General features: G+C 64.5%; 21 protein-coding genes. 13 read left to right on the top strand and 8 right to left on the bottom strand.

The genetic code is table 11. The annotated features are described in order from the left end of the window. Positions 1–8: 8 nt before the first annotated feature. Positions 9–2,261, bottom strand: a complete 2,253-nt coding sequence (locus C6W88_RS18205; protein WP_108133494.1) for a putative bifunctional diguanylate cyclase/phosphodiesterase — start codon at positions 2,259–2,261, stop codon at positions 9–11. A gap of 301 nt (positions 2,262–2,562) precedes the next feature. Here C6W88_RS18205 and C6W88_RS18200 point away from each other — a divergent pair, with 301 nt between their 5' ends. After that, positions 2,563–3,312: a FadR/GntR family transcriptional regulator gene (locus tag C6W88_RS18200; protein WP_108133555.1), complete on the top strand. Its 750-nt coding sequence runs from the start codon at positions 2,563–2,565 to the stop codon at positions 3,310–3,312. A gap of 180 nt (positions 3,313–3,492) precedes the next feature. Here the strand turns inward: C6W88_RS18200 and C6W88_RS18195 are convergent, their stop codons facing one another. The 3 genes from C6W88_RS18195 to C6W88_RS18185 are packed head-to-tail and all read right to left on the bottom strand — an operon-like array spanning position 3,493 to position 6,893. After that, positions 3,493–4,743 (bottom strand): allantoate amidohydrolase, encoded by a 1,251-nt coding sequence (locus tag C6W88_RS18195; protein WP_197037146.1) that lies wholly within the window; start codon positions 4,741–4,743, stop codon positions 3,493–3,495. Positions 4,744–4,794: 51 nt separating this feature from the next. Continuing rightward, a complete protein-coding gene (locus C6W88_RS18190) occupies positions 4,795–5,496 on the bottom strand; it encodes a DUF1028 domain-containing protein (protein ID WP_108133493.1) in 702 nt (233 codons plus the stop codon). An 8-nt stretch (positions 5,497–5,504) separates the two neighbouring features. After that, the gene (locus C6W88_RS18185) at positions 5,505–6,893 is read right to left on the bottom strand and encodes a YfcC family protein (protein ID WP_108133492.1); all 1,389 of its coding nucleotides are present in this window, start codon (positions 6,891–6,893) and stop codon (positions 5,505–5,507) included. 210 nt (positions 6,894–7,103) lie between these two features. Between C6W88_RS18185 and C6W88_RS18180 the strand changes: the two genes are divergently transcribed. Both C6W88_RS18180 and C6W88_RS18175 read left to right on the top strand, forming a co-directional pair. Further along, positions 7,104–8,018, top strand: a complete 915-nt coding sequence (locus tag C6W88_RS18180; protein ID WP_108133491.1) for a mechanosensitive ion channel family protein — start codon at positions 7,104–7,106, stop codon at positions 8,016–8,018. A gap of 160 nt (positions 8,019–8,178) precedes the next feature. Continuing rightward, positions 8,179–8,694 (top strand): DUF805 domain-containing protein, encoded by a 516-nt coding sequence (locus C6W88_RS18175; RefSeq protein WP_108133490.1) that lies wholly within the window; start codon positions 8,179–8,181, stop codon positions 8,692–8,694. A gap of 30 nt (positions 8,695–8,724) precedes the next feature. Here the strand turns inward: C6W88_RS18175 and C6W88_RS18170 are convergent, their stop codons facing one another. Further along, positions 8,725–10,227 carry a sigma-54 interaction domain-containing protein gene (locus C6W88_RS18170; RefSeq protein ID WP_108133553.1) on the bottom strand — a complete coding sequence of 501 codons (1,503 nt, stop codon included), beginning with the start codon at positions 10,225–10,227 and terminating at the stop codon, positions 8,725–8,727. Positions 10,228–10,458: 231 nt separating this feature from the next. On the opposite strand from C6W88_RS18170, the gene speB reads away from it, so the two are divergent. From speB to C6W88_RS18120, 10 genes are all read left to right on the top strand, one after another. Further along, positions 10,459–11,409, top strand: a complete 951-nt coding sequence (speB, locus tag C6W88_RS18165; protein ID WP_045993646.1) for an agmatinase — start codon at positions 10,459–10,461, stop codon at positions 11,407–11,409. 92 nt (positions 11,410–11,501) lie between these two features. After that, a complete protein-coding gene (locus C6W88_RS18160; RefSeq protein ID WP_083970496.1) occupies positions 11,502–12,887 on the top strand; it encodes a YjiH family protein in 1,386 nt (461 codons plus the stop codon). A 13-nt stretch (positions 12,888–12,900) separates the two neighbouring features. After that, positions 12,901–13,566 carry an HD domain-containing protein gene (locus C6W88_RS18155; protein WP_108133489.1) on the top strand — a complete coding sequence of 222 codons (666 nt, stop codon included), beginning with the start codon at positions 12,901–12,903 and terminating at the stop codon, positions 13,564–13,566. Next, positions 13,563–15,203: a 5-guanidino-2-oxopentanoate decarboxylase gene (locus tag C6W88_RS18150; RefSeq protein WP_108133488.1), complete on the top strand. Its 1,641-nt coding sequence runs from the start codon at positions 13,563–13,565 to the stop codon at positions 15,201–15,203. The genes C6W88_RS18155 and C6W88_RS18150 overlap by 4 nt, the downstream gene beginning before the upstream one ends. Before the next feature lie 139 nt (positions 15,204–15,342). Continuing rightward, positions 15,343–16,668 carry a purine-cytosine permease family protein gene (locus C6W88_RS18145; protein WP_108133487.1) on the top strand — a complete coding sequence of 442 codons (1,326 nt, stop codon included), beginning with the start codon at positions 15,343–15,345 and terminating at the stop codon, positions 16,666–16,668. A gap of 3 nt (positions 16,669–16,671) precedes the next feature. Beyond that, a complete protein-coding gene (locus tag C6W88_RS18140; RefSeq protein ID WP_108133486.1) occupies positions 16,672–17,448 on the top strand; it encodes a carbon-nitrogen hydrolase family protein in 777 nt (258 codons plus the stop codon). Then, entirely contained in the window at positions 17,445–18,188 is a 744-nt protein-coding gene (locus C6W88_RS18135; RefSeq protein ID WP_108133485.1) for an MBL fold metallo-hydrolase, read from the top strand. The genes C6W88_RS18140 and C6W88_RS18135 overlap by 4 nt, the downstream gene beginning before the upstream one ends. Positions 18,189–18,265: 77 nt before the next feature. Then, positions 18,266–19,714: an aldehyde dehydrogenase family protein gene (locus tag C6W88_RS18130; RefSeq protein ID WP_108133484.1), complete on the top strand. Its 1,449-nt coding sequence runs from the start codon at positions 18,266–18,268 to the stop codon at positions 19,712–19,714. Between the two features lie 420 nt (positions 19,715–20,134). Beyond that, positions 20,135–20,680, top strand: coding sequence for a DUF805 domain-containing protein (locus tag C6W88_RS18125; protein ID WP_108133483.1), 546 nt, complete (start codon positions 20,135–20,137; stop codon positions 20,678–20,680). 90 nt (positions 20,681–20,770) lie between these two features. After that, entirely contained in the window at positions 20,771–21,328 is a 558-nt protein-coding gene (locus C6W88_RS18120) for a DUF805 domain-containing protein (protein ID WP_108133482.1), read from the top strand. 103 nt (positions 21,329–21,431) lie between these two features. Here the strand turns inward: C6W88_RS18120 and C6W88_RS18115 are convergent, their stop codons facing one another. The 3 genes from C6W88_RS18115 to cuyB all read right to left on the bottom strand — a co-directional run bounded on the left by C6W88_RS18115 (position 21,432) and on the right by cuyB (position 24,893). After that, positions 21,432–22,835 carry a Na+/H+ antiporter NhaC family protein gene (locus tag C6W88_RS18115; RefSeq protein ID WP_108133481.1) on the bottom strand — a complete coding sequence of 468 codons (1,404 nt, stop codon included), beginning with the start codon at positions 22,833–22,835 and terminating at the stop codon, positions 21,432–21,434. 59 nt (positions 22,836–22,894) lie between these two features. Then, entirely contained in the window at positions 22,895–23,947 is a 1,053-nt protein-coding gene (locus C6W88_RS18110) for a YeiH family protein (protein ID WP_108133480.1), read from the bottom strand. Positions 23,948–24,152: 205 nt separating this feature from the next. Next, positions 24,153–24,893 (bottom strand): cysteate racemase, encoded by a 741-nt coding sequence (cuyB, locus tag C6W88_RS18105; protein ID WP_052704425.1) that lies wholly within the window; start codon positions 24,891–24,893, stop codon positions 24,153–24,155. Between the last annotated feature and the right edge of the window lie 19 nt (positions 24,894–24,912).

Genomic DNA, 24,912 nt, shown 5'->3' with positions numbered 1-24,912 from the left:
GTCAAGGCTCAGCGCAGTTCTTCGTTGGCGGCGTCGCGGATGCCGTCCCCGACGCGACTGCGCAGCCACTCGGTGGCGGCCTCGGCGGTCATTGGTCGTGAAATCAGGAAGCCCTGCAGCATATGGCAGCCTTGCTCCGCCAGGTGGTCCGCCACCGTCTGGTCTTCCACCCCCTCGGCGACCACGCTGAGCCCCAGATGGTGAGCAAGCTCGATCGTGGAGGACACGATGACGTCGTCCTCGGACCCCTTCACCAGCTGCATGACGAAAGACTTGTCGATCTTCAGCTCCTGGACCGGCATGCGCTTGAGCTGGGCCAGCGACGAATAGCCTGTTCCATAGTCATCGATGGCCAGCTCCACCCCCATGGCGCGCAATGACTGCAGCTTGCGCGCCCCCATCTCCGGCGATTCCATCAGCGCGCTCTCGGTGAGCTCGATGCACAGACACTCGCCGCGCAGGCCATGGCGGTCCAGCGCCCGCTCGACCCGCTTGATCAACCCTGGCTGCTGCAGGTCCATGGCCGAGATATTCACCCCGAGGCGCACATTGAGCCCTGCCTCGCTCCACCTGGCCAGCTGCTGGCAGCCGGTGTCGATGACCCACTGGGTCAGCTGGTGGATCAGCCCCGAGCGTTCGGCCAGGGCAATGAATTCATCCGGAGGAATGCGTCCGAGCCTGGGGTGATCCCACCGCAGTAGTGCCTCCATGCCGAGGGCCCGTCCTGTCAGGGCCGACACCTGGGGTTGATAACGCAGCGAGAACTCACCGTTGCTGGCGGCGTGCTGGAGATCGCGCACCAGAGACAGATGGCGCAGATGGCGTTCGTCCTGGCCGTGCAGGTAACACTGGTAGGACTGGCGTAGCTGACGTGCTCGATCCAGTGCGATCTCGGCCCGCCGCAGCAGCAGGTTGGCCTCGCCGCCATGCTCCGGATAGCGCGCCTCGCCCATGGCGCAATCGAGTGTCACCGGCGACCCATCCAGACGGATCGCCCGGGTCAGTCGACGATGCGTATCCTCAAGCCACAGCGGGTCGAGATGAGACACCGACAGCAGCAGCAGGAATTCGTCGCCACTGAGACGGTAAGCCCCTGCCTTGGGTGCCGGCAGATCCGCCAGGCGTCCGGCCAGCGTACTCAGTACCTGATCACCGAAGTCATGGCCGAAGGTGTCGTTGATCCGGCGCATATGGTTGATGGTCAGCCGCAGCAGGGTAAAGGGACGCCCGGTGGCGATGGCAGCCTCGATATCCTCGTTGGCGCATTGGCGATTGCCTAGCCCGGTCAACTGGTCCTGGCGTGAGCGCTTGCGAATGTCGGCTTCCCGGCGCACCAGGTCGTTCTGCATCTTCAGCATGGTCGAGGACAGCAGACCAAATTCTCCCTTGCGGGGAAGTCGATCGAGATCCAGAGGTTCCCCACGCCCCACCCTCTTGGCCGCCCCGACCAGCCGCAACAGCGGCAGACTCACGCCTCTAGCGATCAAGCTGGCGGCCACCAGCATCAGCGCCAGGCTGATCGCCAGGATGATGGCCAGCTGGCGCTTTATCGCCTGATAGTCGGCCAGCAGAGTCTCGTAGGAACGTTCCACCACGAGCTGGATACGCCCCTTTGCATCCTCGAACAGCGTCGAGGCTCGGCGCAGACCCTCGCTCCCCACAAGGCCAACGTCCTCACCTTCACCCACCTGCACCTCGAAATGGGTGTCGCTGCGAATCAGCGCCGACAGCGCCGTTGCCATGTCCTCGTCGAGGCGAAACCCCATGACCAGCCAGCCCACGGACGTCGTCCCCCGCACCGGATGCAGGACAAGTTGAAAGGCCTCGCCATCATGAATGAACAGGGTGATGGTCCCATCGGTGCGTCTCGCCTGATCCCGGAGGTCAGGGAAAGCATCCGTGGCCCCGGCATCATGATGGCTCGACACCATCACACGGCCCTCATCATCGAGCAGGCTCACCATGTTGGCACCCATGCGCTCCGCGTACTCGCCAAGCACGTCCACTCGCACCGCGCTGTCGAGCGGGTCGATGGCCTCGCGGAAACGCGGATCTTCCACCAGCAGATCCACACTGTGCAGCAATTGCTGGCCCCAGCCATCGAGCAGGGCTTGCGCCACGCCGGAGGCCACGCCCAGTTCCTTCTCGCCCTGCTCCATGGCGGTCGTCTTGAGCGCACTGAGTACCGCCCATGACACGACCAGCTGGATCCCGATGGTCAGGACCAGCATCACCAGCAGTAGCCGAGCACGAAAGGACATCGAAAGGCCTCCACAGATTGTCGATGGCGCCACCACCACACAAACGCTGCACACAGAGTGGCAGATAAAGTCACCCGTAACCCCCTCACGGGCACTGCGGTCTAACCGGCTTAGGCCACTTCAGGCACAGGCTTCACCCTTTGGCTTCTAGAATAGCCATACTGTTACTAAATGTAACTAATATTCACAAAATCTTTGCCGTCCAGCCCTGCGCAGTCGCGGCAACCCTGACCGACGAGGTGGCGGCCAGTCCGTCATGAGCTCTGATATGCTGTGGTTTCATCACCGACGAGAGACCAACATGACCGGATCGACACCTCGCAGACGACCCTATCAATTGGCAGAGACCATCAAGGGCTGGATCGTCGAACGCGAGCTGTCACCGGGTGATCGCCTGCCCGGTGAGGCGGAGTTGATGGAGATCCTCGGCGCCTCCAAGGGCACCGTTCGTGAAAGCACCCGGGTGCTGGAAGCCCAGGGGCTGGTCGAGACGCGTACCGGACCCGGCGGCGGCGTGTTTATCCGGGAAATGAGCGAATCCCGCGCCATCTCGCTGCTCAGCCACTATCTCTATTTCAAGGACATCTCGATCCGCGACATCTACCAGATCCGCCTGGCGCTGGAGCCGGAGCTGGTAGCCTCGCTGGCGGGGCAGGTCGAGGCTTCAGAGATCGCCAGGCTGCGCCAGTCGCTTGCGAGCTACGCCGAGCCCGCCTGTGACCTGGACGCCGAGCGCCAGCAGCACATCGACTCGCTGGACTTTCATGAACAACTGGCGCAGCTTTCCGGCGGCAACCCCTTGCTGTCCTTCATCATCCGCTTCACCGCCCAGGTGCTGTCAGATCTTACCGTCTATCGGCGGCTGTACGAGCCCGGCGACCATCATATCGGTCCCGCCGGCTGCCAGTATCACGCCTGGCTGCTCGACGCCATCGAGGCCGGCGACGGAGAACGCGCCCGCACCCTGATGCGCGAGCATCTGCTGGAAGCCCAGGCGGTGATGCACGACAACGAAGCGCAGGTGCGGCGCGGGTTTCTCAACGAAGGTTAACCACTAGGGCTCGTCCGAAAAGTGCCTGCGCTCGGTAATACTGCGTTAAAAATCGGATCAAAATGCTCATTTACACCCCGTAAACTGCGCTTTCTCACCGATTTTTGCCTTGTCTAACCTTCGCTCGTCGACTTTTCGGACAGAGCCTAGTAGTTGCGGAGGTGCGAGTCTCGACGACGCCTATTGTTCCTTCACGGTCAGGTCCTTGAGAAACTGCATCAGTACACGCGTGGCCGCCTCACCGTCGGCCGCGGTGATGGCTTCGTCCGGATGGTGGCTCAGGCCATCGGTACAACGCACGAACAACATGCCGATACCGGTCAGGTCGCACATCGCCAGACCGTCATGACCGGCGCCGCTGAACAGCAGATCAGCCGGCTCATCGCACCGTTGGCAGGCATCCCCCAAGGCCTCGATCAGCCAGTCCGCGCAGGCCACCGCCTCGGCCTCATAGGTCGTCTCCACCGTCAGTGACAACTCGCGCGCCTGTGCCAATTGTCGGCAGGCGGCCAGAATGTCCTCGCGACCACGACGCCGAACCTCGGCGTGGGGAGAGCGCAGCTCGAGGGTGAACACCACCTCGGCAGGAATCACGTTGACCGCGTTGGGGCGTACCTCCAGCTTACCCACCACCCCGACAAAATCCTCGGTGGCGTTAAGGATGCGGTCGACCTCGGCGATCATCTCGGCAGCCCCCACCAGCGCATCGCGACGGCCCGGCATCGGCGTGGTGCCGGCGTGGCCTGCCTTGCCGGCAACCGTCAGCCGGTGACGCTCGATCCCGGTCAAGGAGGTCACCACGCCGAGAGCGTGATCGCGCCGTTCCAGCACCGGCCCCTGTTCGATGTGGACCTCGACGAAGCCCAGCACCGAGTCAGGATCTCGGGCCAATGACGGAATTTGCTCAGGATCACCACCAAAGGCCCGAAGCGCCTCGCCCACGCTGACGCCATCGGCATCCCTGGCCTCCAGGCTGGCAGGATCGAAGGTACCGGCCAGGGCACGACTGCCGATCAGCGTCGACTGAAAGCGGGTCCCCTCCTCATCACCGAAGGCCACCACTTCGACGCCGTAGTCGAGCTCGATCCCATCCTTCTTCAATCGCTCCAGCGCCAGCAGCGGCAGCGCTACGCCGAGCATGCCATCATACTTGCCACCTTCGACCACGGTGTCCTGGTGTGACCCCATGATCAGCGTGCGCGCGCCAGCGCGCGCCTTGTCGCATCGCCCAACCAGATTCCCGGAGGCATCCAGTTCGGGCTCAAGTCCAGCCCGGCGCATCCAATCGGCGATAAGTTCGAGTACCTGGCGGTGTTGCTCCGAGCAGAACAGCCGGGTCACGCCGGCGCCAGGCTCCGAGAAACACGCAGCCTCGTCGAGGCGCTCGAGCAGTTGTGCGCCGAGCGTCATGGTCTCGTGGTCAGCGGTCATGATATCTCCAGATCGGGTGCCTTGAGGCACCGGAATAACGAAGGAATGGCGTCAGCGACGCGGCAGGGACGCCAGAAAGTCGGCAAAGCCAGGCGCGCGCACACGCCTGGCCAGGGCGCGCAACTCGCCCGCGATATCGCCCTCACACCAATCGACACGCAGATCGAGGGGGGCCTGGGTAAAGGACTCGATACGCAGGGCGGCGGAGCGCGTGCCTCTGACGTCGCCCCCCTCTGCCAGGGCGGCCTCCAGGGCGTCGATCAGTCCCTCGAGCAGCGTCGCCTCATAGTCGTCGCGGTACTCGGGCGTTGCACCCTGGCGCACGGCGTCGGCGTTGCTACAACAGGTATCGACAAAGGCGTGGGCCAGGGTCTCGACCACCTTGGCGCTGGCCAGCAGGTTGCCCGCCGCGGCCACGCCGGGGTAGCAGCAGGAAGCGACGGTGGCGAGGTTGTCGGCACCGCTATGCAGCGCTGAGCGCCCCCGGGCATCCATCACCAGGCACTGGCGCAACGAGGTGCCCTTGTCGGCGTCGACCTGCCGGGCAAGCGCACCGCGGGCATCCTCCCCCCGTTCCAGCGCCCGGCGGACACCGTCGGGATACCAGGGGTGGGTAACCCGCCCCTGGGTCGCGCAGGCGCCGACGCCACGCCACACATGGTGAACGTAGCCGCCCACCGCCACACCTCCGGTGGCGGTGAGGGCGGCTACCGTGCCGGTAGCCGGATGAACATGCAGCAGCGACAGTGTCATGGCGCGACCTAGTAGCCGACCATATGGCCGATCACCAGACCACCCCAGGACAGCAGGTAGACCAGCGCCATGAAGGGCAGGATAGCCTTCAGCCACTTCTCGTAGGACACCCGGCCCAGCGCCAGCATCGCCAGGGTGCCACCGGAGGTCGGCACGATCAGGTTGGTCAGGCCGTCACCCACCTGGAAGGCGGTGATCATCAGCTGGCGGCTCATGCCGACCAGGTCGGCCACCGGCACCAGGATCGGCATGGTCACCAGCGCCTGGCCAGAGCCGGATGGCACAAACAGATTGATCACCCCCTGGACGACGCTGGCCATGATCGCCGACAGCGCCCCCGGGATGTCCTGAATCAGACCGCTCAAGGCGTAGACGATGGTGTCGATGATCTGGGCGTCCTTGAGGATCACCTGGATCGAGGCGGCCAGGCCGATGACCAGTGCACCCGCCGTCACGCCGGATGCCCCCTCCATCATCTGCTTGACGATCTCGTTGGCCGACAGGCCGTTGACGATGCCGATCACGATGGCGATCAGCAGGAACATGCCGGCGATCTCATTGATGTACCAGCCCTGGGTAAAGACCCCCACCAGCATGGCGGCGAGGCCACCGACGAACACCACCAGCGTGAGCTTGTCGCGCTTGCTCATGTGGTACTCGTCCAGCGACTTGCTCATGGCCTTGGCGTCGTTGGGCTCCTCGAAGTCCATGCGGGTGACGAAGCGACAGATATACCAGGACAACAGGCCCAATGAGGTCAGCACCAGCAAGGCGCGCAGCCAGGCGCCGGAAAAGGTCGGTAGCTCGGCGATGCCCTGGGCGACGCCCACGGTATAGGGATTGATCGGCGACAGTGCAAAGCCCACGCCGATGCCACCCACCGCCATGGTGGTGCCCACCAGGCTGGAGCAGCCCACCGCGCTGGCGATCAGCACCGCGATGGGCACCAGCGCAATATTGTTCTCGAAACCGACGGCCACACCGAAGAAGCCGTAGATGAAGGTGCCGGCGGTGATGATGACGTTGCGCCGTTCGACGCCGACGCGATTGACCGCCACCCCGATGGCGTTCTCCAGGGCGCCGGTGCGTTGAAGGATATGGAACAGCCCGCCGGCGATGAACACGATGAACAGGTACAGAGAGGCCGCGTTCAAGCCCTTGGGAATCGCCACGAAGATGTCGAAAGGCGAGATCGCCGCCACGTCGCTCAGAAAATGAAAGGAGTCCGGCACCACGCGGGTGCGTCCATCCTGCATGACCCGCTCGAACTCGCCGGCGGGAATGATGAAGGTCAGCGCATAGGTGGCCAGCAGGATCAGGAAGATCAGCACCATCGGATCTGGCACCGTGCGATACCACTTCTTGCGCTCTTTCAGCGTCTGGTCGTGGGCACTCATGGAGTTGTCCTTGTTGTGGAAGAACCGTTCTGGATCGTTTGTCGAAGAAAGTATTTATCATGATAAATAGAGGGTCAAGTCGGAACCGACGAGGTATCCGGACTGCCAGCGTTGGCAGGTGACGCGCGATTTGCCTGGCGCCCCGCTATGCTCAGCAACAAGGGCGCGGGATAGTGCGCCCGCCGCCTGAACATGGCCCGGGAGGATGCGATGGAAGAACTGGAACAACTACCCTTCGTGTCGCTGCTGCTGGGAGAGGTTCAGGCCTACCTGTCAGACATTGGCTCTGCTGCCCCACGACTGGCCGCCGGCCTGCTGCTGATCCTGGTGACCTGGCTGGTGGCGAGACTCGGCCGCGCCCTGGTGGCTCGGGTGGCCGACAAGGCCAAGCTCCGACGTAATCTGCGCGATGTCCTGACCATGCTGACGGGTCTCTGTCTTTGGCTCGGGGGACTTCTGATCACCATCACCCTGATCTTCCCCACCGTCACTCCCGGCAAGGCCCTGACCACCCTGGGCCTCGGTTCCATCGCCATCGGCTTCGCCTTCAAGGACGTGTTCGAGAACTTCCTCGCCGGCCTCTTGATCCTGTGGCGAGAACCCTTCCAGATCGGCGACCACATCGCCCTTGAGGCCAACGACGTGGAAGGACAGGTAGAGCAGATCACGGTGCGCGACAGCCGTATCCGCCGCACCGACGGCCAGATGATCGTGGTGCCCAACGCCCTGCTGTTCCAGCAGCCGGTCATCGTTCGCACCAACCGCGATATCCGGCGCACCTCCATCATCGTTGGCGTCGCCTACGACGAGGACGTGGACCAGGCTCGCGAGATCATCCAGGGCGCGGTCGCCGAGGTGGACTCGGTGCGCAGCGACGTACGTGCGGTGCAGGTATTCGCCAAGGCCTTCGGCGCCAGTTCCATCGACTTCGAGGTGGCCTGGTGGACCGGGTCCCGCCCCGTCGACATTCGCGCTTCCCGCGATCAGGTGGTGGCATCCATCAAGCGCGCGCTCGATGAGGCCAATATCGAGATTCCCTTCCCCTACCGCACCCTGGTGTTCAAGGACCAGGGGGAGGCCGAACGCTTCCATCCTTCGGAAGCAGGTCGCCCACCAGACTTATGAACCAGCACTATTTACGCGGTTCGTACTAGAAACTACGTGATCGCCCATCTAGACCAAGGGAGAAAATGGGTAGGATTCAAGTCGGAAGGACGCAGCTTATCGAACCAGTCTCCCTCAACTGCACACCGGCATCACGCTGGATCTACAGGACGAGATACCGATGCATCGCCCTACTGCTCCCGGATTTCCCGACCCTGTCGCCCCCGGTCACTCATCGCCCCAGGCCTTCGAGCTCAAGCGAGTGCTGCCGGGCTACTGGTTCGACAGCCTGGCGGGGCGCGAGAGTCGTCTCGACTTCTGTCTCAACGCTACCCTGGCGCTATCGTTCTACTATGCCGCCCTGTGGGCGACCACCATCACCGCCCCCGCCCTCGAAGACGCATTGACGATCAAGGCAGGCCTGCTGGGGATCTGGTGGGTTGTCATCAGCCTTCAGCCCTTGGTGCTCCACGGCACTCGTCGCCTGCACGACCTGGGCCAGGCGGGGTTGTGGAGCCTGATGCTGCTGGTCCCCGGCGCCAACCTGCTGCTGACGGTGGTACTCGCCATGCAGCCCGGGGAGTCCAGCGACACCGAGCACGACGAACGGGGCTCCACCAGCGGTGCGGTATTGGTACTGAAGCCACTGCTGATCCTGGCCACCTGGGTCGGGTTCTTTTACGTCTTCCGTCAGTAGGTGCCCCAGAGCTCGGCCCTTCATCACCGGTCACCCGATCCGCAACCCATGCTGCTTGAGCTTGCGCACCACGCTTGGCTGGCTGATGCCCAGGTGTTCGGCGATGGCGTAGGTGGTGGGAAGGGTACGGCAGCAGTCGGCAAGGATCTCACGCTCGCGCCGGGCCAGGGCGGCCTTCAGGCCCTCGCCCCGGGCAAGCGGCAGCTCGGGTCGCGCTGCACCTGGTGCGGATGGTGTCGCGGGTGACATAGCGCCATCAGCCAGCGCAGCGGAGTCTCCGGTGAGGGACGCCGCCGTCTGCTGCGCTTCACGCTGCTGCCCGCCGAGCTGCCCTACCGAGGCCCCCGTGGACGGCACCAGCAGATCGCCCTGGATGACATCGTCACTGGATAACCAGGCCCTTTCCAGGGTGTTTTCCAACTCACGCACATTGCCCGGCCAGTCCCAGCCCATCAGCGCCTGCCACACGTCTCGCGCCAGCATCTTGTCGCGTCCATAACGCCGATTGAGGCGCTGTAGCTGGCGCTCGACCAGGCCGGGAATATCCTCGCGGCGCTCGCGCAGGGGCGGCAGGGTGACCGGAATCACGTTCAGCCGGTAGTACAGATCCAGGCGAAACAGGCCCTGCTCGACCCGTGCCGACAGGTCCTGATTGGTGGCCACCACCAGGCGAAAGTCGACCCGTCGCGGGGCCCTGTCCCCAAGCCGGGTAATACTGCCGTCCTGGATGGTCTTGAGCAGCTTGGTCTGCACCGCCAGGGGCAGCTCGCCGATCTCGTCGAGAAACAGGGTGCCGCCCTCGGCCTGCTCGATCAGCCCCTTGCGCCCCCCGGGGGCCGCGCCGGAAAACGCGCCCTTTTCGTGGCCGAACATCTCCGATTCGAACAGGCTTTCGGGGATGGCGGCGCAGTTGACGTCGATAAAGGGGCCATCGCGGCGAGAACTCCAACGGTGCAGCTGGCGGGCGAAAGCGGTCTTGCCCACCCCGGACTCGCCCAGCATCAAGACCGTGGCGTCGGTGGGCGCGACCCGCTTGAGCAGCAGCGCCACCTCGCGCATCAGCTGGCTTTTCACCTCGAGATCATCGAGCTCGGCCTCGAGCGCTTCGCTGTCGCTCTCCAACGCATGGCCCCGGCGCAAGTGCTCGCTGAAGCGGCGCTGCAACAGCGCGTACTCCTGCTGCAGCAGCTGCAAATCGGTCAGGTCCATGGAACGACTCACCACCGCCACCAGCCGGTCACCCTCGAATACCGGGTGGGCCTGGGCGATGACCCGGCGCCCGGTGCCGGTGCGCTGGACCAGTTGGGCCGGCCGGCCGCTGCGAATCACCTCCAGGCTGACCGACGGGGTCAGCACGCCATCGGCCTCGAGCCGCTGCACGCTGGTGGCGCAGAGCTCTTCGCAGGACATGCCGTAGACCGCCGCCGCCCCGGGACTGACGTCGCGGATACGACCGTCCGGCGCGACGATGAAGAAGTGGTCGTGGGCGGTATCGATGATGGTCTTGAGAACCTTGGTGTCGTCGTCGCTCATCCAGCGATCCATAAATGCATCATTGATCCAGAAGTGTATCACGATGCGTCGAGATCGTGATTCACTTCTGGATCACTTCTATCACCACAGCAGACCTTCCCCTGGAATCCCTGCACCTCTATTACATCTTTAGTATAAATGCTTAAAAGATGGCACGGCGTCTGCATCATCCACAACAACCGTCAGGCCCAGGGCCGCGACCGTCCCCATCCACGATGCCAGGAGTTCCCTGTGAGCGACTTCAATCAACCTCTCGGCGGCAACGAGATGCCGCGCTTCGGTGGCCCTGCCACCATGATGCGTCTGCCCACCCAGACCAGCGCCGAGGGTCTGGACGCCGCCTTTATCGGCATTCCCATGGACATCGGCACCTCCAACCGCCCGGGCACCCGACTGGGGCCGCGCCAGATCCGCGACGAATCGCGCATGCTGCGCCCCTACAACATGGCCACCCGTGCTGCACCCTTCGACAGCCTGCAGGTGGCGGACATCGGCGATGTGCCAATCAACACCTTCAACCTGCCGAAGAACCTGGACATCATCAGCCGCTTCTACGACGACGTCCTGTCCCACGACTGCGTGCCGCTGACCCTGGGCGGTGACCACACCCTGACCTGGCCGATCCTGCGCGCCATCGCCAAGAAGCATGGCCCGGTCGGGCTGATCCATATTGACGCCCACGCCGACGTCAACGAGCACATGTTCGGCGAAGAGGTGGCACACGGCTGCCCGTTCCGCCGTGCCCAGGAAGAAGGGCTGCTGGACGCCAACCGGGTCGTCCAGATCGGCCTGCGCGGCACCGGCTACGCCGCCGAGGACTTCGACTGGTGTCGCCAGCAGGGCTTCCGCGTGGTCCAGGCCGAACAGTGCTGGCACAAGTCTCTCGAGCCGCTGATGGCCGAGGTGCGCGAGCAGATGGGCGATGGCCCGGTGTACATCTCGTTCGACATCGATGGCCTGGACCCGTCGGTGGCGCCCGGCACCGGCACGGTGGAAATGGGCGGCCTGACCTCGGCCCAGGGCCTGGAGATCGTGCGCGGCGCCCAGGGGCTCAATATCGTCGGCGGCGACCTGGTCGAAGTCTCCCCGCCCTACGACCCCAGCGGCAACACCGCCCTGATGGGCGCCACCCTGCTCTATGAAATGCTGTGCGTGCTCCCCGGAGTCGCGCGCCGCGACTGAATCCTCACAGGGCCAGGGAGTGGCCCTGGCGACAGCCAACGAGGCGCCCGCGTCAGGGCGCCGACCATTACAACAGCAAAGAGTGATCGCCCATGTCCTCCCACCTGCATTCTGCCGACAAGATCACGACCGACGGGGGCAAGCTAAGCACCCATGGTCTGATCAAGTTCCTCGTCCCGTCGTTGATCGGCATCCTGCTGTTCCTGGTGCCCTTCTCGGTCGGTGACACCATCAACATCGGCATGGGTCTGGCCGCCGACTGGCTCAAGGCCACCCTCGGCGACGCCCTGCCCGCCATCGCCACCGTAGTGCTCACCCTGTCCATCGTGCTGACCCTGGTGGTCAAGCTGACCAAACCAGGCTGGGCCCGCCAGGGCGCGATGAAGGAGCTGTTCGACATCGCCCCGCTGTGGGTGGTGATGCGCGCCCTCGGCGCCGCCTTCGCGCTGATGACCTACTTCCAGGTCGGCCCGGAGATGGTCACCGCCTCCTTCACCGGCGGGGTGATGCTCAATGACCTGGCGCCGGTGCTGCTGACCTTCTTCTTCTTCGCCGCCATCCTGCTGCCCTTCCTGGTGGACTTCGGCTTCATGGAGTTTATCGGCTCCATGGTGCGCACGCCCTTTCGCAAGATCTTCGGGCTGCCCGGGCGCAGCGCCATCGACGCCACCGCCTCCTGGATGGGCTCCGGCACCGTCGGCGTACTGATCACCACCCAGCAGTACGAGCAGGGCTTCTACAACGCCCGCGAGGCCTCGGCCATCGCCACCAACTTCTCGATCGTGTCGATCGCCTTCGCCCTGCTGGTGACCAGCTTCATCGGCATCAACCACCTGTTCGTGCCGTTCTACCTGACCGTGGTGGTCGCCGGCCTGGTCGCCGCCGTCATCGTGCCGCGCCTGCCGCCGCTGTCACGCAAGGCCAACACCTACTACGAGCCGGTGGGCTGCCAGATCCAGGAAGAAAACACCGGCAACCAGAGCCTGTTGCGCTACAGCCTGGGCATCGCCGTGGCCCGCGCCGAGACCGCCCCGGGCCCGCTCAAGCTCGCCCGCCTGGCACTGTTCAACGTCGCCGACATCTTCTTCGGGCTGCTGCCGCTGGTCATCGCCATCGGTACCGTGGCGCTGGTACTGGCCGAGTTCACTCCGCTGTTCACCTGGCTGTCCATGCCGATGGTGCCGGTGCTCGAGTGGATGGGTCTGCCCGAGGCCGAGGCCGCCGCGCCGGCGACCCTGGTGGGTTTCGCCGACATGTTCCTGCCGGCGGTACTGGCCAGCGATATCGAGAGCGAACTGACCCGCTTCGTCATCGCCTGTCTGTCACTGACCCAGTTGATCTACATGTCAGAGATCGGCGCCCTGCTGCTGAAGTCACGGATCCCGCTCAAGCTGTGGGAACTGGTGGTGATCTTCCTGCTGCGCACCGCCATCACTCTGCCCATCATCGTGGTCATGGCCCACTGGCTGGTGGGTTGATCGGGAGGCCGACATGACAGACCCAAACGATGCTCACGCCGCCGGCAAGGCGGCCTTCACCCGCCTCGACCAAAGCACGGCAGAAGACTGGGCGGTGATCGCCGCCCACGACGCCGACTACCTGGCCGGCCTCGCCGACAGCGTACTGGATACCCTCGCCCGGCTGGGCGAGGGCCACCAGCCCTACCAGATCACCCGGCTGGAGCACTGCCTGCAGAGCGCGACCCGGGCCGAGCGTGCCGGCGCCGACGAAGAGATGATCGTCGCCGCCCTGGTCCACGACATCGGCGACGAACTGGCGCTTTTCGACCACGCCGCCTTCGCTGCCTCGATCCTGCGCCCCTTCGTCAGCGAGAAGACCCACTGGATCGTCCAGCATCACGACGTCTTCCAGGGTCACTACTACTGGGACAAGGTCGGCGGCGACAAGGACGCCCGCGAGCGGTTCCGCGGCCACCCCTGGTTCGACGACTGCGAAGCCTTCTGTCGTGACTGGGACTGCCCGTCCTTCGACCCCGCCTATGACACCCTGCCGCTGGCGCACTTCGAGCCCATGGTCAGGCGGATCTTCGCAAGAGCCCCCTACTCGGTGGCCCCGGACCCTGCCCTCGCCCCTGGCTCGTCTCAAGCCCCTGATCCGTCTCAAGCCCCTGGCCCGTCTCAAGGAAGTACCGCATGACCTGCGCTGAACTGCTGATCCGTCTGCTGCGTGACACCTACGACGTGGACACCGTCTTCGGTATCCCCGGCGTCCACACCATCGAGCTCTATCGTGGCCTCGAAGGCGGCAATGGACACGACCACCAGGGCAGTGGCATCCGCCACGTCACCCCGCGCCATGAACAGGGCGCCGGCTTCATGGCCGACGGCTACGCCCGCACCACCGGCAAGCCCGGCGTGTGCTTCATCATCACCGGCCCCGGCATGACCAATATCGCCACCGCCATGGGCCAGGCCCTGGCCGACTCGGTGCCGATGCTGGTGATCTCCAGCGTCAACCGCCGCGACACCCTGGGACGCGGCCAGGGCCGGCTGCACGAACTTCCCGGCCAACGCGAGCTGATGGCCGGCGTCTCGCGCTTCAGCCACACCCTGCTCGACCCGAACGGCCTCGGCGAGGTGCTGGCCCGTGCCTTCGCCGTGTTCGATGGCGCCCGCCCCGGCCCGGTGCATATCGAGATCCCCATCGACCTGTTCGACGCCCCGGTCAGCGAGCCTGTCAGCACACGACGCACGGCGCTGGCCAAGGCCGCACCGGCCCCCGCCGCGCTCGAGCAGGCGCTCGACTGGCTAGTCGACGCCAAGCGCCCGCTGGTGCTGCTCGGCGGCGGCTGCGTCGATGCCCCGGACGCCGCCCGTCGTCTGGTCGAGAGCCTCGACGCCCCCACCGTCACCACCATCAACGCCAAGGGCCTGCTCGGCCGCGACCATCCGCTGGACCTGGGCGCCAACGCCTCGCTGCCAGCGGTACGGGAGCTTGCCCATGAAGCCGACGTGGTGCTGGCCATCGGCACCGAGCTTGGCGAGACCGACTATGACGTGGTGTTCGACGACGGCTTCACCCTCGACGGTCGACTGATTCGCATCGACCTGGACCCCGAGCAGCTTGCCCGCAACCAGCATGCCGACCTGGCACTGGTGGCCGACGCAGCCTCCAGCCTCGAAGCGCTGGCCGCCGGCTGCGACCAGCGCCTCGGCGGTGAGCGGCTTTCGCGCGATGGCCGCAAGCGTACACATGATGCGCTGAGCGCCCTGGCGCTGGCCGATGATCCGGCCTTCCGCCCCTATGTGCCGCTTTTCGACACCCTGCGCGAGAGCCTGCCGGGGGCGATCCTGGTGGGCGATTCCTGCGCCACCACCTACGCCGCCAACCATCTGGTCAGCCAGGACGCGCCGCGCCGTTTCTTCAACGCGTCCACCGGCTACGGCACTCTCGGCTACGGCCTGCCCGCGGCCATGGGCGCGAGCCTCGGCCAGCCGGACCTGCCGGTGGTGGCGCTGGTGGGCGACGGTGGGGTGATGTTCACCCTGACCGAGCTTGCCTGTGCGGTGGAGGAAAGGCTGCCGGTCATCGTGCTGCTGTGGCACAACCAGGGCTACGAGGAAATCCGCCGCTTCATGGACAACGCCGGCGTCACCCGCCTCGGCGTGGACATCCAGGCACCGGACTTCCAGACCCTGGCGGCCGGCTTCGGCTGTGCGGCGACCCGGGTCGGCAACCCCGCCGGCCTCGCCCGGGCAATCGCCCATCGCCCCGAAGACGGCCCGATGCTGATCGAAATCGACGCCACGGCATGGAACGCCGCGGTGGCCTGATCGAGCAACGACCCCTTTGCCGGCGCCACGGCGCCGGCCCTTTTGCTCCTTTTGTCCGCCCCTTTTATCTGCTCCGTTTTGCGCTCCCAATTTAGCGCCCCTGCGGTACCTACCAACCATAACCACAAAGGTTTCCTAGATGATTTCACTCAAGCGGCTGATCGGCCACGACACCCTGGATGAACACCAGCACAAGAGCATGGGAGGCATGGCCACCTTTGCCCTGTGGCTCGGCGCCAACGTGGTCGTCACCACCATCCTCACCGGCATGCTGCTGGTGCCCGATCTGCGCTTCCCGGTCGCCATGACCTGGGTCCTGATCGGCTCGCTGATCGGCGCCATTCCGCTGCTGCTGGTAGGACTGATGGGCCAGCGCACCGGCCTGCCCTCGATGGCCCTGACCCGCCGCGCCTATGGCCCCACCGGCTCGAAGATCATTTCGCTGGTCAACATGGCGGTGCTGATCGCCTGGAGCTGGATCCAGGCGCTGCTGGCCGGCATGAGCCTGGACTACGCCATCGAGGCCACCACCGGCTACTCCAACCTGCCGCTGATGACGATCCTGTGCGAGACCATCGTGGTGCTGATCGTGCTGCGCGGCCACCTGGGTATCGAGCGCATCGAGCGCTGGGCGGCGGCGGCCATGATGGTGCTGGCGGCCGGCGTGGTCTACCAGCTCAACCGCCACTACGAGGTCGGTGCGCTGTTCGAGATGCCCGCCGAATCCCGCAACGGCATCACCCTGGGCATCGCCTTCGACATCGTCGTCGCCACCGCCTTCTCGTGGATTTCCACCTCCGCCGACTACAACCGCAACTGCAAGAGCGGACGCATCGCGGTACTCGGCACCTACGGCGGCTACGTCTGCGCCTCGATGATCGCCATGGGGCTGGGTGCCGCGGTATCCGGCCTGTCGGTGCTCGGCGGCATGGAACAGACCTACGACCCGACCCGGCTGCTGTCCAGCTTCGGCTTTGGTCTGCCCGCTGCGCTGGTGATCTTCTTCTCGGTGATGACCACCAACGTGATGGCGGTCTACAGCGCCACCCTGTCGTGCATGAACGTGTCCCCCGGCATGGCCTTCTGGAAGCCGGCGCTGGTGATCGGCGTGGTGACGGTCTTTGGCGCCCTGATCCCCGGTATCCTCGACCAGTTCCAGAACTTCCTGTTGCTGATCGGCGCCTTGTTCATTCCGGCCTTCTCGGTGATGATCGTCGACTACTACCTGGTCGGCCGTGACGGCTATAGCGCCGAGCTGCTGCGCTCGCCGCACCAGCTCGGTCGGCCCACCGCCGGTATCGCCATCGGCGCCTACCTGATCGGTGCGGCCCTGGCGGCCTACTGGACCCTGGTGGCACCGCTGTCCATCGGTGCCTCGCTGCCGGTGTTCGTCATCACCGGCGGACTCTACTGGCTGGGCTGTGCCCTGTTCACCCGTTCCAGCCTCGCTGCCCAAGGAGACTGATCCATGCGCCTGATGCTGGCCCAGACCGACCCCGTCCACGCGGATGTCGCCGCCAACCTCGATGCTCTCGATGGCCTGTGCCAGCAGGCGGTGGCCGCCGGCGCCCAGCTGCTGGCCCTGCCGGAACTGGCGCTGACCGGCTACAACGTGTTCGAACGGCTCGATGAGCTGGCCGACGAAGGCGAGTTGATCGATCAGGTCGCCCGATTGGCGCACCAGTATCGCCTGCACCTGCTGTTCGGCCTGGCCCAGCGCCAGGCCGACGGCCGCCTGACCAACTCGGCGGTGCTGATCGACGATGCCGGCACCACCCTGGCCTGCTACCACAAGCGCCAGCTATGGGATCGTGAGCACCAGTACTTCATCCCCGGTGACGAGCTTTGCGTGGTCGACACCCGGCTCGGCCGCCTGGGCCTGATGATCTGCTACGACAACGAGTTCCCGGAGATAGCCAGAGCGCTGGCCCAGGCCGGCGCCGAGGTGATCCTCTCGCCCACCGCAAACATGGTGCCCAACGCCGAACGCCAGCAGTTGCAGATCCGCGCCCGGGCGCTGGACAACCAGCGCTTCGTCGCCTGCATCAACCGCGCCGGCATCGAGGGCGAGCTGCACTACTGTGGCAACAGCCTGGTGGCGGGACCGGACGGCGAGGTGCTGGGGCGCCTTGGCAACGACGCCGGGGTGCTGGTGGTGGACATCGAACACTCGCGTATCGACGAGAGCCGCAGCCACCAGGACTACCTGAAGGACCTGCGCGCCCTGCCGGGAGGCAACACGTGAGCACCTTCACCCTGCCCCGGGGTGACGCCGCCAGCTGGTATCGCACCCAGCGCCTGGCCGACGGCATCACCCTGATCGACGAACCGGCCATCAAGCCGTTCTACCGCTGCAATATCTGGCACGTTCGCGGCCGCGAGCGCGATCTGGTGGTGGACTTCGGCCTGGGCGCGGTGCCACTGCGCGAGCGCGTGGCACTGCTGGCCGAACGCGAGATCGTGGCGGTGGCAAGCCACACCCACTTCGATCATATCGGCGCCGCTCACGAGTTCGACTGCTGCCACGTTCATCGCGCCGAGGCCGATATCCTGGCAAGCCCCGACAACCGTCGCACCCTGGCCGAGGCCTTTCTCGACGACGCCATGTTCGACGCCCTGCCACCGCTGCCCTACGCCCACAGCGGCTATCGCATTGCGGCGCCGCCGCGTATCGAGACGCTGGAGGACGGCGACGTCATCGAGCTGGGCGATCGCCATTTCGAGGTGATCCACACCCCCGGCCATTCGCCCGGCGGCATCGCCCTGTGGGAGGCCGCCAGCGCCACCCTGATCAGCGGCGACATCATCTACGACGGTGAGCTGATCGAGGACGCCTATCACAGCGACCTGGACGACTACGCGGCGAGCCTCGAGCGCCTGCGGCGGTTGCCGATCGCCACGGTGCACGGCGGCCACTTCCCGAGCTTCTCGGGCCGTCACTGCCACGCCATGATCGATGACTGGCTCAAGCGCCACCAGGCGTGAGCGCGTAACGAGCCCTCATCTCGCCGATCATTTCATTCGCTTATTCCTTCCAATGTCTTTGCCCCTGGAGTCCCTCCGTGCAACAGCTGACACAACAGTTTATCGACAACCGCTGGGTCGATAGTCACAGCCGCCGGCGCCTGGCGGTGACCGATCCCTACCGTCAGACCCAGATCGCCGAGATCACCGCCGGCGATGCCAGCGACGTCGACGCCGCCGTGGCCAGCGCCCGTGCCGCCCTGCCCGCCTGGCAGGCGCTGGGCGGGCAGCGTCGTGGCGACTTTCTCGAGGCCTTCGCCACGGCCCTCGAAACCCGCCGCGGCGATCTCGAACGGCTGTCCTCCACCAACAACGGCAAGGCCCTGGCCGAGGCCGCCATCGACCTGGACGACGCCATCGCCTGCTACCGCTACTACGCTGGCCAGGCCCGCGCCCTGGAGCAGCGTCAGGGTCGCCTGCTCGAGCACGGCATGGACGGCGTCGAGGCGCGGGTGTTCGAAGACCCCGCCGGCGTGGTCGGACTGATCACCCCCTGGAACTTCCCGCTGGTCACCAGCGCCTGGAAGATCGCACCGGCACTGGCCGCCGGCTGCACCCTGGTGTTCAAGCCCTCCGAGGTCACCCCGCTGCCCGAGGTGGCGTTGGCCGACATCGCCGTGGAGATCGGCCTGCCTGCCGGTGTGCTGAACCTCTTGCTGGGTGACGGCGAAGGCATCGGTGCCCCCCTGTCCGCCCATCAGGGTGTGGATAAATTGTCCTTCACCGGCAGCAATGCGGTCGGCGAGAAGGTCATGCGGGCCGCCGCCAACGGCGTGCGCGGCGTATCACTGGAGCTCGGCGGCAAATCGCCGATCCTGGTGCTCGATGACGCCGAGGTCGAAGCCGCCGCCGACTGGGTGATGGCCGGCATCTACTTCAACTCCGGGCAGATCTGCTCCGCCACCTCGCGACTGATCGTGCATCAGACGCTGGCCGAACCGCTCTACCAGGCGCTGGCCGACCGTATCGACGGCCTCACCCTGGGTGACCCGCTGGCCGAGGGCACCGACATGGGCCCGATGACCAGCGCCCGTCAGCGCGAAGCCGTGGAGCGCTACCTCGAGATCGCCAAGGAGGAAGGTCTGACGCCGGTGCGTGACGGCCGCCATCGTGACCTGCCGGCCCAGGGCGAGTTCGTCGCCCCGACCCTGTACCGCGATGTGCCCACCTCAAGCCGTCTGTGGCGCGAGGAAATCTTCGGCCCGGTGCTGTGTGCGCGCAGCGCAGAGAGCGAAGCCGAGGCCATCGCCCTGGCCAACGATAGCGCCTTTGGCCTCGCCGCCACCGTGATCTCTGGTGACGCCGAGCGCGCCAGGCGTGTTGGCCGCGCCCTGCGTGCAGGCAGCATCTGGTTCAACTCCGAACAGCTGGTGATGCCCGAGGCCAGCTGGGGCGGCTTCGGCGCCAGCGGCATCGGACGTGAACTCGGCCCCTGGGGACTGTCCGGGTATCTTGAGGTAAAGCATCTGATTGGCCCTTCCGCTTAACCTCTCCCGGTCCTGTTTCCGGACCATCGCCTCAGCGACGACTCAGTATCACCGCGGCAATATCTCAACAACATCACCCCGATGGCAGGGCAAGGCGCCCGGCCATCGGGGTGTTTTTTTGTCGCAGCGACGCAATTTCGTGCCAGTTCGGCCAACCCGAGGTCAAATAATTAGAAAATTCTTAAAAAGAGAAAGGATGTAGGACATCCCCCATATCCCCTGACGAAATGGCTTTCTAGAGTCGCAGTGAAGCCTTCGCTGCAGGCACCAATGATGCGTTCCTCATGCAAGGACAACATGCGCCACCGCCAACCATTGCCATGACGACTGACCATCCATCAAGGCATGGGAAAATCCGACAACGCCTTGACACCTTTGATGAATCGAAGACCGATTTAAAGAAGGAAACAGGAGAAGAAGATGAGACTCAACTCCATGTCGTCAGCCACCTCATCTTCCGTCACCTTGCCGCTGCCGCTGTATAGCGTACCCGGTAGAAGCAGCAGACTCTGGTCAACTCGTGGCCGTATCGGGCGCATTCGCTACTGTAGCCGACTTGCCGCAGTAGGACTCATCTATAACCTCGCGCTCTTTCTCCCACTTTATCTCGACTACCTGTACCCTGCGACACTCACCCAGAGCACCTTTACCATCCTGTTCTACGCCTACGCAGGCCTGTACTCAGTCTTCACCCTTTTCGCCATTCTTCAGGCAAAACGTCGCCTTAACGATCAGGGGCGTTCTGGGTGGGTACTGCTTCTTGGTCTGATTCCCCTGATCAACGTATGGCTGGTCATCACCCTAGTCTTCTCTCGTGGCACACCAGGAAGCAACCCCTTCGGACCACCACCTTCTCCATCGACTTCATCGGAAACGAAGCGCTTCTGGTGCTTGCTCATTCTTAACATTGCCGTGGCGTCAGCGGCCATCTGCTATGGACCACTACAGTTTCACCTGGGTCTTTAGACCCTCCCAGTGGACTGCTAAAAGCATAGATATTAACCGACTCGGCGAAAGGATCGCCGGAACTCTTACCCCAAGGAAGGAAGCAGCAAGATGACAAACGAAAGCACTACGTTAGATAACTCAAATGAAATCAACTTCCCTTCAGATACAGAAATCTCCAACACGCAAGGTGATGCAAACGACCGCCAGGCAGCAAATAAAAACCCTGGACTATGGTCGACCAATGGTCGTATCGGTAGAGTAAGATACTTTAATCGCTTAACCTTGCCGGTATTGTTCGTCTATGCCGTATACGGGATACTTATCTACTATAGTCTGACGGCAACACCGGCCGCTGCAGAGACAGCCGCCAGCGCCTTTACCATCAGCCAATTCGTGCTTGGAATTCCATTGACTATCTTTGCGCTAATCCAGGGAAAGCGCAGGCTAAATGACCTGAACAAGTCAGGCTGGCTCATGCTACTTTTCTTTATCCCCCTTATAAACCTCATCCCATTTATCATGGTGACCTTCATCAAGGGGAGTGATGGTGACAACCGCTTCGGTGCTGAACCTTCCCCCCTCACTTCTAATGAGATGACCCTGTTCTGGTTCCTGACCGGACTGTCGGTCGTTGCTTGCGTAGCGCTGGCTTCTCTAACGCTCTAAAAAAACATTCCCTGCGCTACTACCAACAACGACAACCACAAGAGCTCCACAGCCCCGCCAGCATGGCGGGGCTGTCTTTTACTGCCAGGTGAGCGGAGGCCGATCAGACGGCTGCGACCTCGGTGGTGCCCTGCTTGCGCCGCCGAAGCAGGATCGAGACAGCCAGCACCACCAGCATGGCCCAGGGGTACGGGGTCAGGAAGGAGGCAAAGGCTGACGGCGCGGCGACCTCGTTCTGCACCGCGGTGGAAGCGATGACCTCCTGCCAGACCGCCACCACGATGTGCCAGGGAAGCAGAAAGAACACCGTGCAGACCGCGCAATCCATCAGGTTGGCGGCCCGCGCCGGCGAGATGCCGAACTGCTGAGCCAAGCTTCGTACCAATCCCGGCCCCACCAGCAGCAGCGCCGGGGCGTTGGCCGACAGCGGAGTAGATGCGGCAATCGTCACTGCCACGATGCTGGTCTCGGCGCTGGCCCGGTCCTTGACCAGGCGCTTCCTGGCGCCGTCCAGCAGTTTTTCCATCAGACCGGTATCGAGAATCACCTGAGTCAGCGCCAGCACCATCAGCGCAAACAGCACGGCGCCGGTTACCGAAGCAATACCATTTTCGATCAGGCCGGTGCTCTCGCCCCTGGCCTCGGGCAACGAGAACAGATCGCCCAGGCCAATGGCACCGATCGCCAGGGCGCACAGCATGGCCACCAGATTGCCGATAAACATGGCTTCGACGATGTGTCGGCGCTTCAGCGCAAAGAACACCACCGCCGCGAGCGGAATCAGCATGACCAGGCCGGAGGCATGACCGGAAGGTACCTCCACGGCTGACGCCGAGGCCTCGCCGCTGGCACCGAACAACAGGAAGATCAGCATCGAGATCGCCGCCGCTGACAGCGCCAGCGGTAGACGGGTGCGGATCACGTCGGCGATTTCCGCCCCTTGGGTATAGGAGGACACGATGGTGGTATCCGACACCGGCGACAGGTTGTCACCGAAGGCCGCACCGGACAGGATCGCCACCGCCAGCATGGACGGATCCGCCCCCAACAGTACGCCCGCTGGGTACAGCACCGGCGACAGCCCGATGACGGTACCGGTACTGGTGCCGGTCCCCAGGGCAAACACCATGGCCATGGCAAAGGCCAGCAGGGTGAAGGCCGCACCCTCGGCGCCCACCGCTGCTCCCAACCACATCAAGCCATCGATCAGGCCGCCGGCGGCCATCAACTTGCCGAAGACACCGGCCAGCAGCCACAGTGCGATGATGGCCGTCGCGGTGGAATTGCCCATCCCCTTGAGCAGGCTGTCACAGTACGCCGTGCGTTGCCGACACAGAAAGAGTCCCACGCCCATGGCCACCCAGGCGCAGGCCCAGAATGGCTTGGTGCCGGCACGCTCGAACACCGACAGATAGATAAGGCCTAGCACCAGCAGGATCAGAGGCGTCAAGGCACCCAGGGTGCCCCCACGAAAGGACAGTGAAGGTGTTGCGGTTTGTGTTGTCATTGTCAGGGACCTTATTGTGTTTTATTGGTGTATCAGCAAGAGCAGCGTTCCATCGCCGCTCAGCTACCCAGCCCGCCGAAGACCACCACCCCCAGCACGATGGCCAGCAACAGCAGGGTCTCCAGCACCATCAGGATGACCGGCTTCCAGCCGACCACCGCGAGCTTCTGAAAGGAGGTCTTGATGCCCAGGGCGGCGATGGCGGTGACAAGACACCAGCGCGAGAGCGTCGACAGTCCTTCGTTCACGCTTTCTGGAATCAGCCCCAGGCTGTTGATCAGCACCAGCGCCACGAACCCCACCAGGAAGCCAGGCAGCATCGGCACCTGGCGCTTTCCTTCGCTGTTGCGCGAGGCGCGATAGAGCCAGCTGAAGATCATCACCACCGGCACCAGCATGGCCACACGCACCAGCTTGACCAGGGTCGAGACGTCGCCGGTCTCCTCCGAGATGATGTACCCCGCCCCGACCACCTGGGCCACGTCGTGGATGGTGCCCCCCAGGAAGATGCCGGCCTGGGTATTGGCAAGGTCGAGCACCCCCACCAGCAGCGGGTAGGTCACCATGGCCACCGTCGACAGCGTGGTCACGCCCACCACTGTGAGGATGGTGTTGCGCTCGCTGGTGTCGTTTTTCGGCATCACCGCCGACAGCGCCAGCGCCGCCGAGGCCCCGCAGATCGCCACGGCACCACCGGTCAGCAGGCCCAGATCACGGTGCAGGCCAAGCGCCCGGGCCAGCAGCCCCCCTGCGCAGATCACCAGTCCCACCGCGGCGAGCACCGTCAGCACCGGTCCAAGCCCCAGGTCACCGACTTGCTCGAGGGTCATGCGTGCGCCCAGCAGCGCCACGCCAAGGCGCAGCACGGTGCGCGCGGCAAACTCGATCCCCGGCAGGCAGCGTCCCTCTTCGCTCAAGAAGTGCAGCGACATGCCAAACAGCAAGGCGTAGAGCAGGGTCGGCCCACCGTAGTGATCGGCGATAAAGGTGGTGGCCAGGGCAATGGTCACGCACACCAGCAGTCCTCGCCCGATCGGGCTCAGGGACGCCAGTCGACGGCTTAGCCGCTGTCGCGAGGTCGCCGTCGAGGGGGAAGAAGAGGGTGAGGTCATGGGACGACTCCGGATCGTGAAAACGAGCGACCCCGGTCCTGCCGGATGAGGCCAGCGGACGAAGGCGTCTCTTTGGTGAACGGGACAGGAAGATCGACGTGCTGGCGGCGCTCGACGCCGCCCTGTTTCAACCTCTGAGCAGTGCTCTCGTTACAGTGCTCTCGTTACAGTGCTCTCGCTTCAGTGCTCGACTCGGTTCTCCGAATCAACCGCGCGGTGCCTTTCCGGTGGCCGCAGCGACCACGTCTTCGGCCAGCACCTGTACGGTATCGATGATCGGCACGCGACCATCGAGCGCATCACGGATCACCGAAAGCTCAGTACAGGCCAGGACCAGCACGTCGGCACCACGCGCCTGGACGTCATGGGCGGCCTCGATGAAGGCCGCGTGGGTGGCGGGCGCGCGCCCGGCACCACGCTTGACCGCTCGGATCACGTCGAGCACGCGATCCTCGTTGTCGGGATAGACCAACGACAGCCCCCTCGGCTTGATGAATCCCTCGTAAAGACCAATCTTGCGAAGCGCCGGCGAGCACAGCATGCCCACCCTGGCCCCCGGCATCTCGGCGGCGACCCGGTCCAGGGTGCGCTCGACGATATGCCACACCGGAATGTCCACCGCCTGCTGGGCGGCCGACCAGTAGTAGTGGGCGGTATTGCAGGGCATGACCAGAAAATCGCAGCCTGCCTGCTCGAGTCGTCTGGCCATGGCAGCGATGGCAGGCGCCGGTGACTCGCCGTCGCCGTCGATCAGCGCCTTGATGCGTGATGGCACCTTGGGATTGTTGTCGACCAGCATATGCACGTGGTCGATATCGTCCTCGCCGGGCGTCACCTCGATGACCTTCTGCATGAAGGCCACCGTGGCGTCCGGTCCCATGCCGCCCAGCACGCCGACCATCGTATGGTCGGCGATTGTTGCGGAGTTATCGGTGGAAAGCGTCATAGCGGGTCCTTTGACGAGT

Source organism: Halomonas litopenaei (genome assembly GCF_003045775.1).
GTDB classification, from domain to species: Bacteria; Pseudomonadota; Gammaproteobacteria; order Pseudomonadales; family Halomonadaceae; genus Halomonas; species Halomonas litopenaei.
Note: the sequence above shows the minus strand (reverse complement) of the source record. Positions and strands in the feature narration are given on the sequence as shown.

Excerpts from the sequence above, each read along its gene's own strand:
- C6W88_RS18205 (WP_108133494.1), bottom strand. The coding sequence starts at position 2,261 with ATGTCCTTTCGTGCTCGGCTACTGCTGGTGATGCTGGTCCTGACCATC.
- C6W88_RS18200 (WP_108133555.1), top strand. The coding sequence starts at position 2,563 with ATGACCGGATCGACACCTCGCAGACGACCCTATCAATTGGCAGAGACC.
- C6W88_RS18195 (WP_197037146.1), bottom strand. The coding sequence starts at position 4,743 with ATGACCGCTGACCACGAGACCATGACGCTCGGCGCACAACTGCTCGAG.
- C6W88_RS18190 (WP_108133493.1), bottom strand. The coding sequence starts at position 5,496 with ATGACACTGTCGCTGCTGCATGTTCATCCGGCTACCGGCACGGTAGCC.
- C6W88_RS18185 (WP_108133492.1), bottom strand. The coding sequence starts at position 6,893 with ATGAGTGCCCACGACCAGACGCTGAAAGAGCGCAAGAAGTGGTATCGC.
- C6W88_RS18180 (WP_108133491.1), top strand. The coding sequence starts at position 7,104 with ATGGAAGAACTGGAACAACTACCCTTCGTGTCGCTGCTGCTGGGAGAG.
- C6W88_RS18175 (WP_108133490.1), top strand. The coding sequence starts at position 8,179 with ATGCATCGCCCTACTGCTCCCGGATTTCCCGACCCTGTCGCCCCCGGT.
- C6W88_RS18170 (WP_108133553.1), bottom strand. The coding sequence starts at position 10,227 with ATGAGCGACGACGACACCAAGGTTCTCAAGACCATCATCGATACCGCC.
- C6W88_RS18160 (WP_083970496.1), top strand. The coding sequence starts at position 11,502 with ATGTCCTCCCACCTGCATTCTGCCGACAAGATCACGACCGACGGGGGC.
- C6W88_RS18155 (WP_108133489.1), top strand. The coding sequence starts at position 12,901 with ATGACAGACCCAAACGATGCTCACGCCGCCGGCAAGGCGGCCTTCACC.
- C6W88_RS18150 (WP_108133488.1), top strand. The coding sequence starts at position 13,563 with ATGACCTGCGCTGAACTGCTGATCCGTCTGCTGCGTGACACCTACGAC.
- C6W88_RS18145 (WP_108133487.1), top strand. The coding sequence starts at position 15,343 with ATGATTTCACTCAAGCGGCTGATCGGCCACGACACCCTGGATGAACAC.
- C6W88_RS18140 (WP_108133486.1), top strand. The coding sequence starts at position 16,672 with ATGCGCCTGATGCTGGCCCAGACCGACCCCGTCCACGCGGATGTCGCC.
- C6W88_RS18125 (WP_108133483.1), top strand. The coding sequence starts at position 20,135 with ATGAGACTCAACTCCATGTCGTCAGCCACCTCATCTTCCGTCACCTTG.
- C6W88_RS18120 (WP_108133482.1), top strand. The coding sequence starts at position 20,771 with ATGACAAACGAAAGCACTACGTTAGATAACTCAAATGAAATCAACTTC.
- C6W88_RS18115 (WP_108133481.1), bottom strand. The coding sequence starts at position 22,835 with ATGACAACACAAACCGCAACACCTTCACTGTCCTTTCGTGGGGGCACC.
- C6W88_RS18110 (WP_108133480.1), bottom strand. The coding sequence starts at position 23,947 with ATGACCTCACCCTCTTCTTCCCCCTCGACGGCGACCTCGCGACAGCGG.
- cuyB (WP_052704425.1), bottom strand. The coding sequence starts at position 24,893 with ATGACGCTTTCCACCGATAACTCCGCAACAATCGCCGACCATACGATG.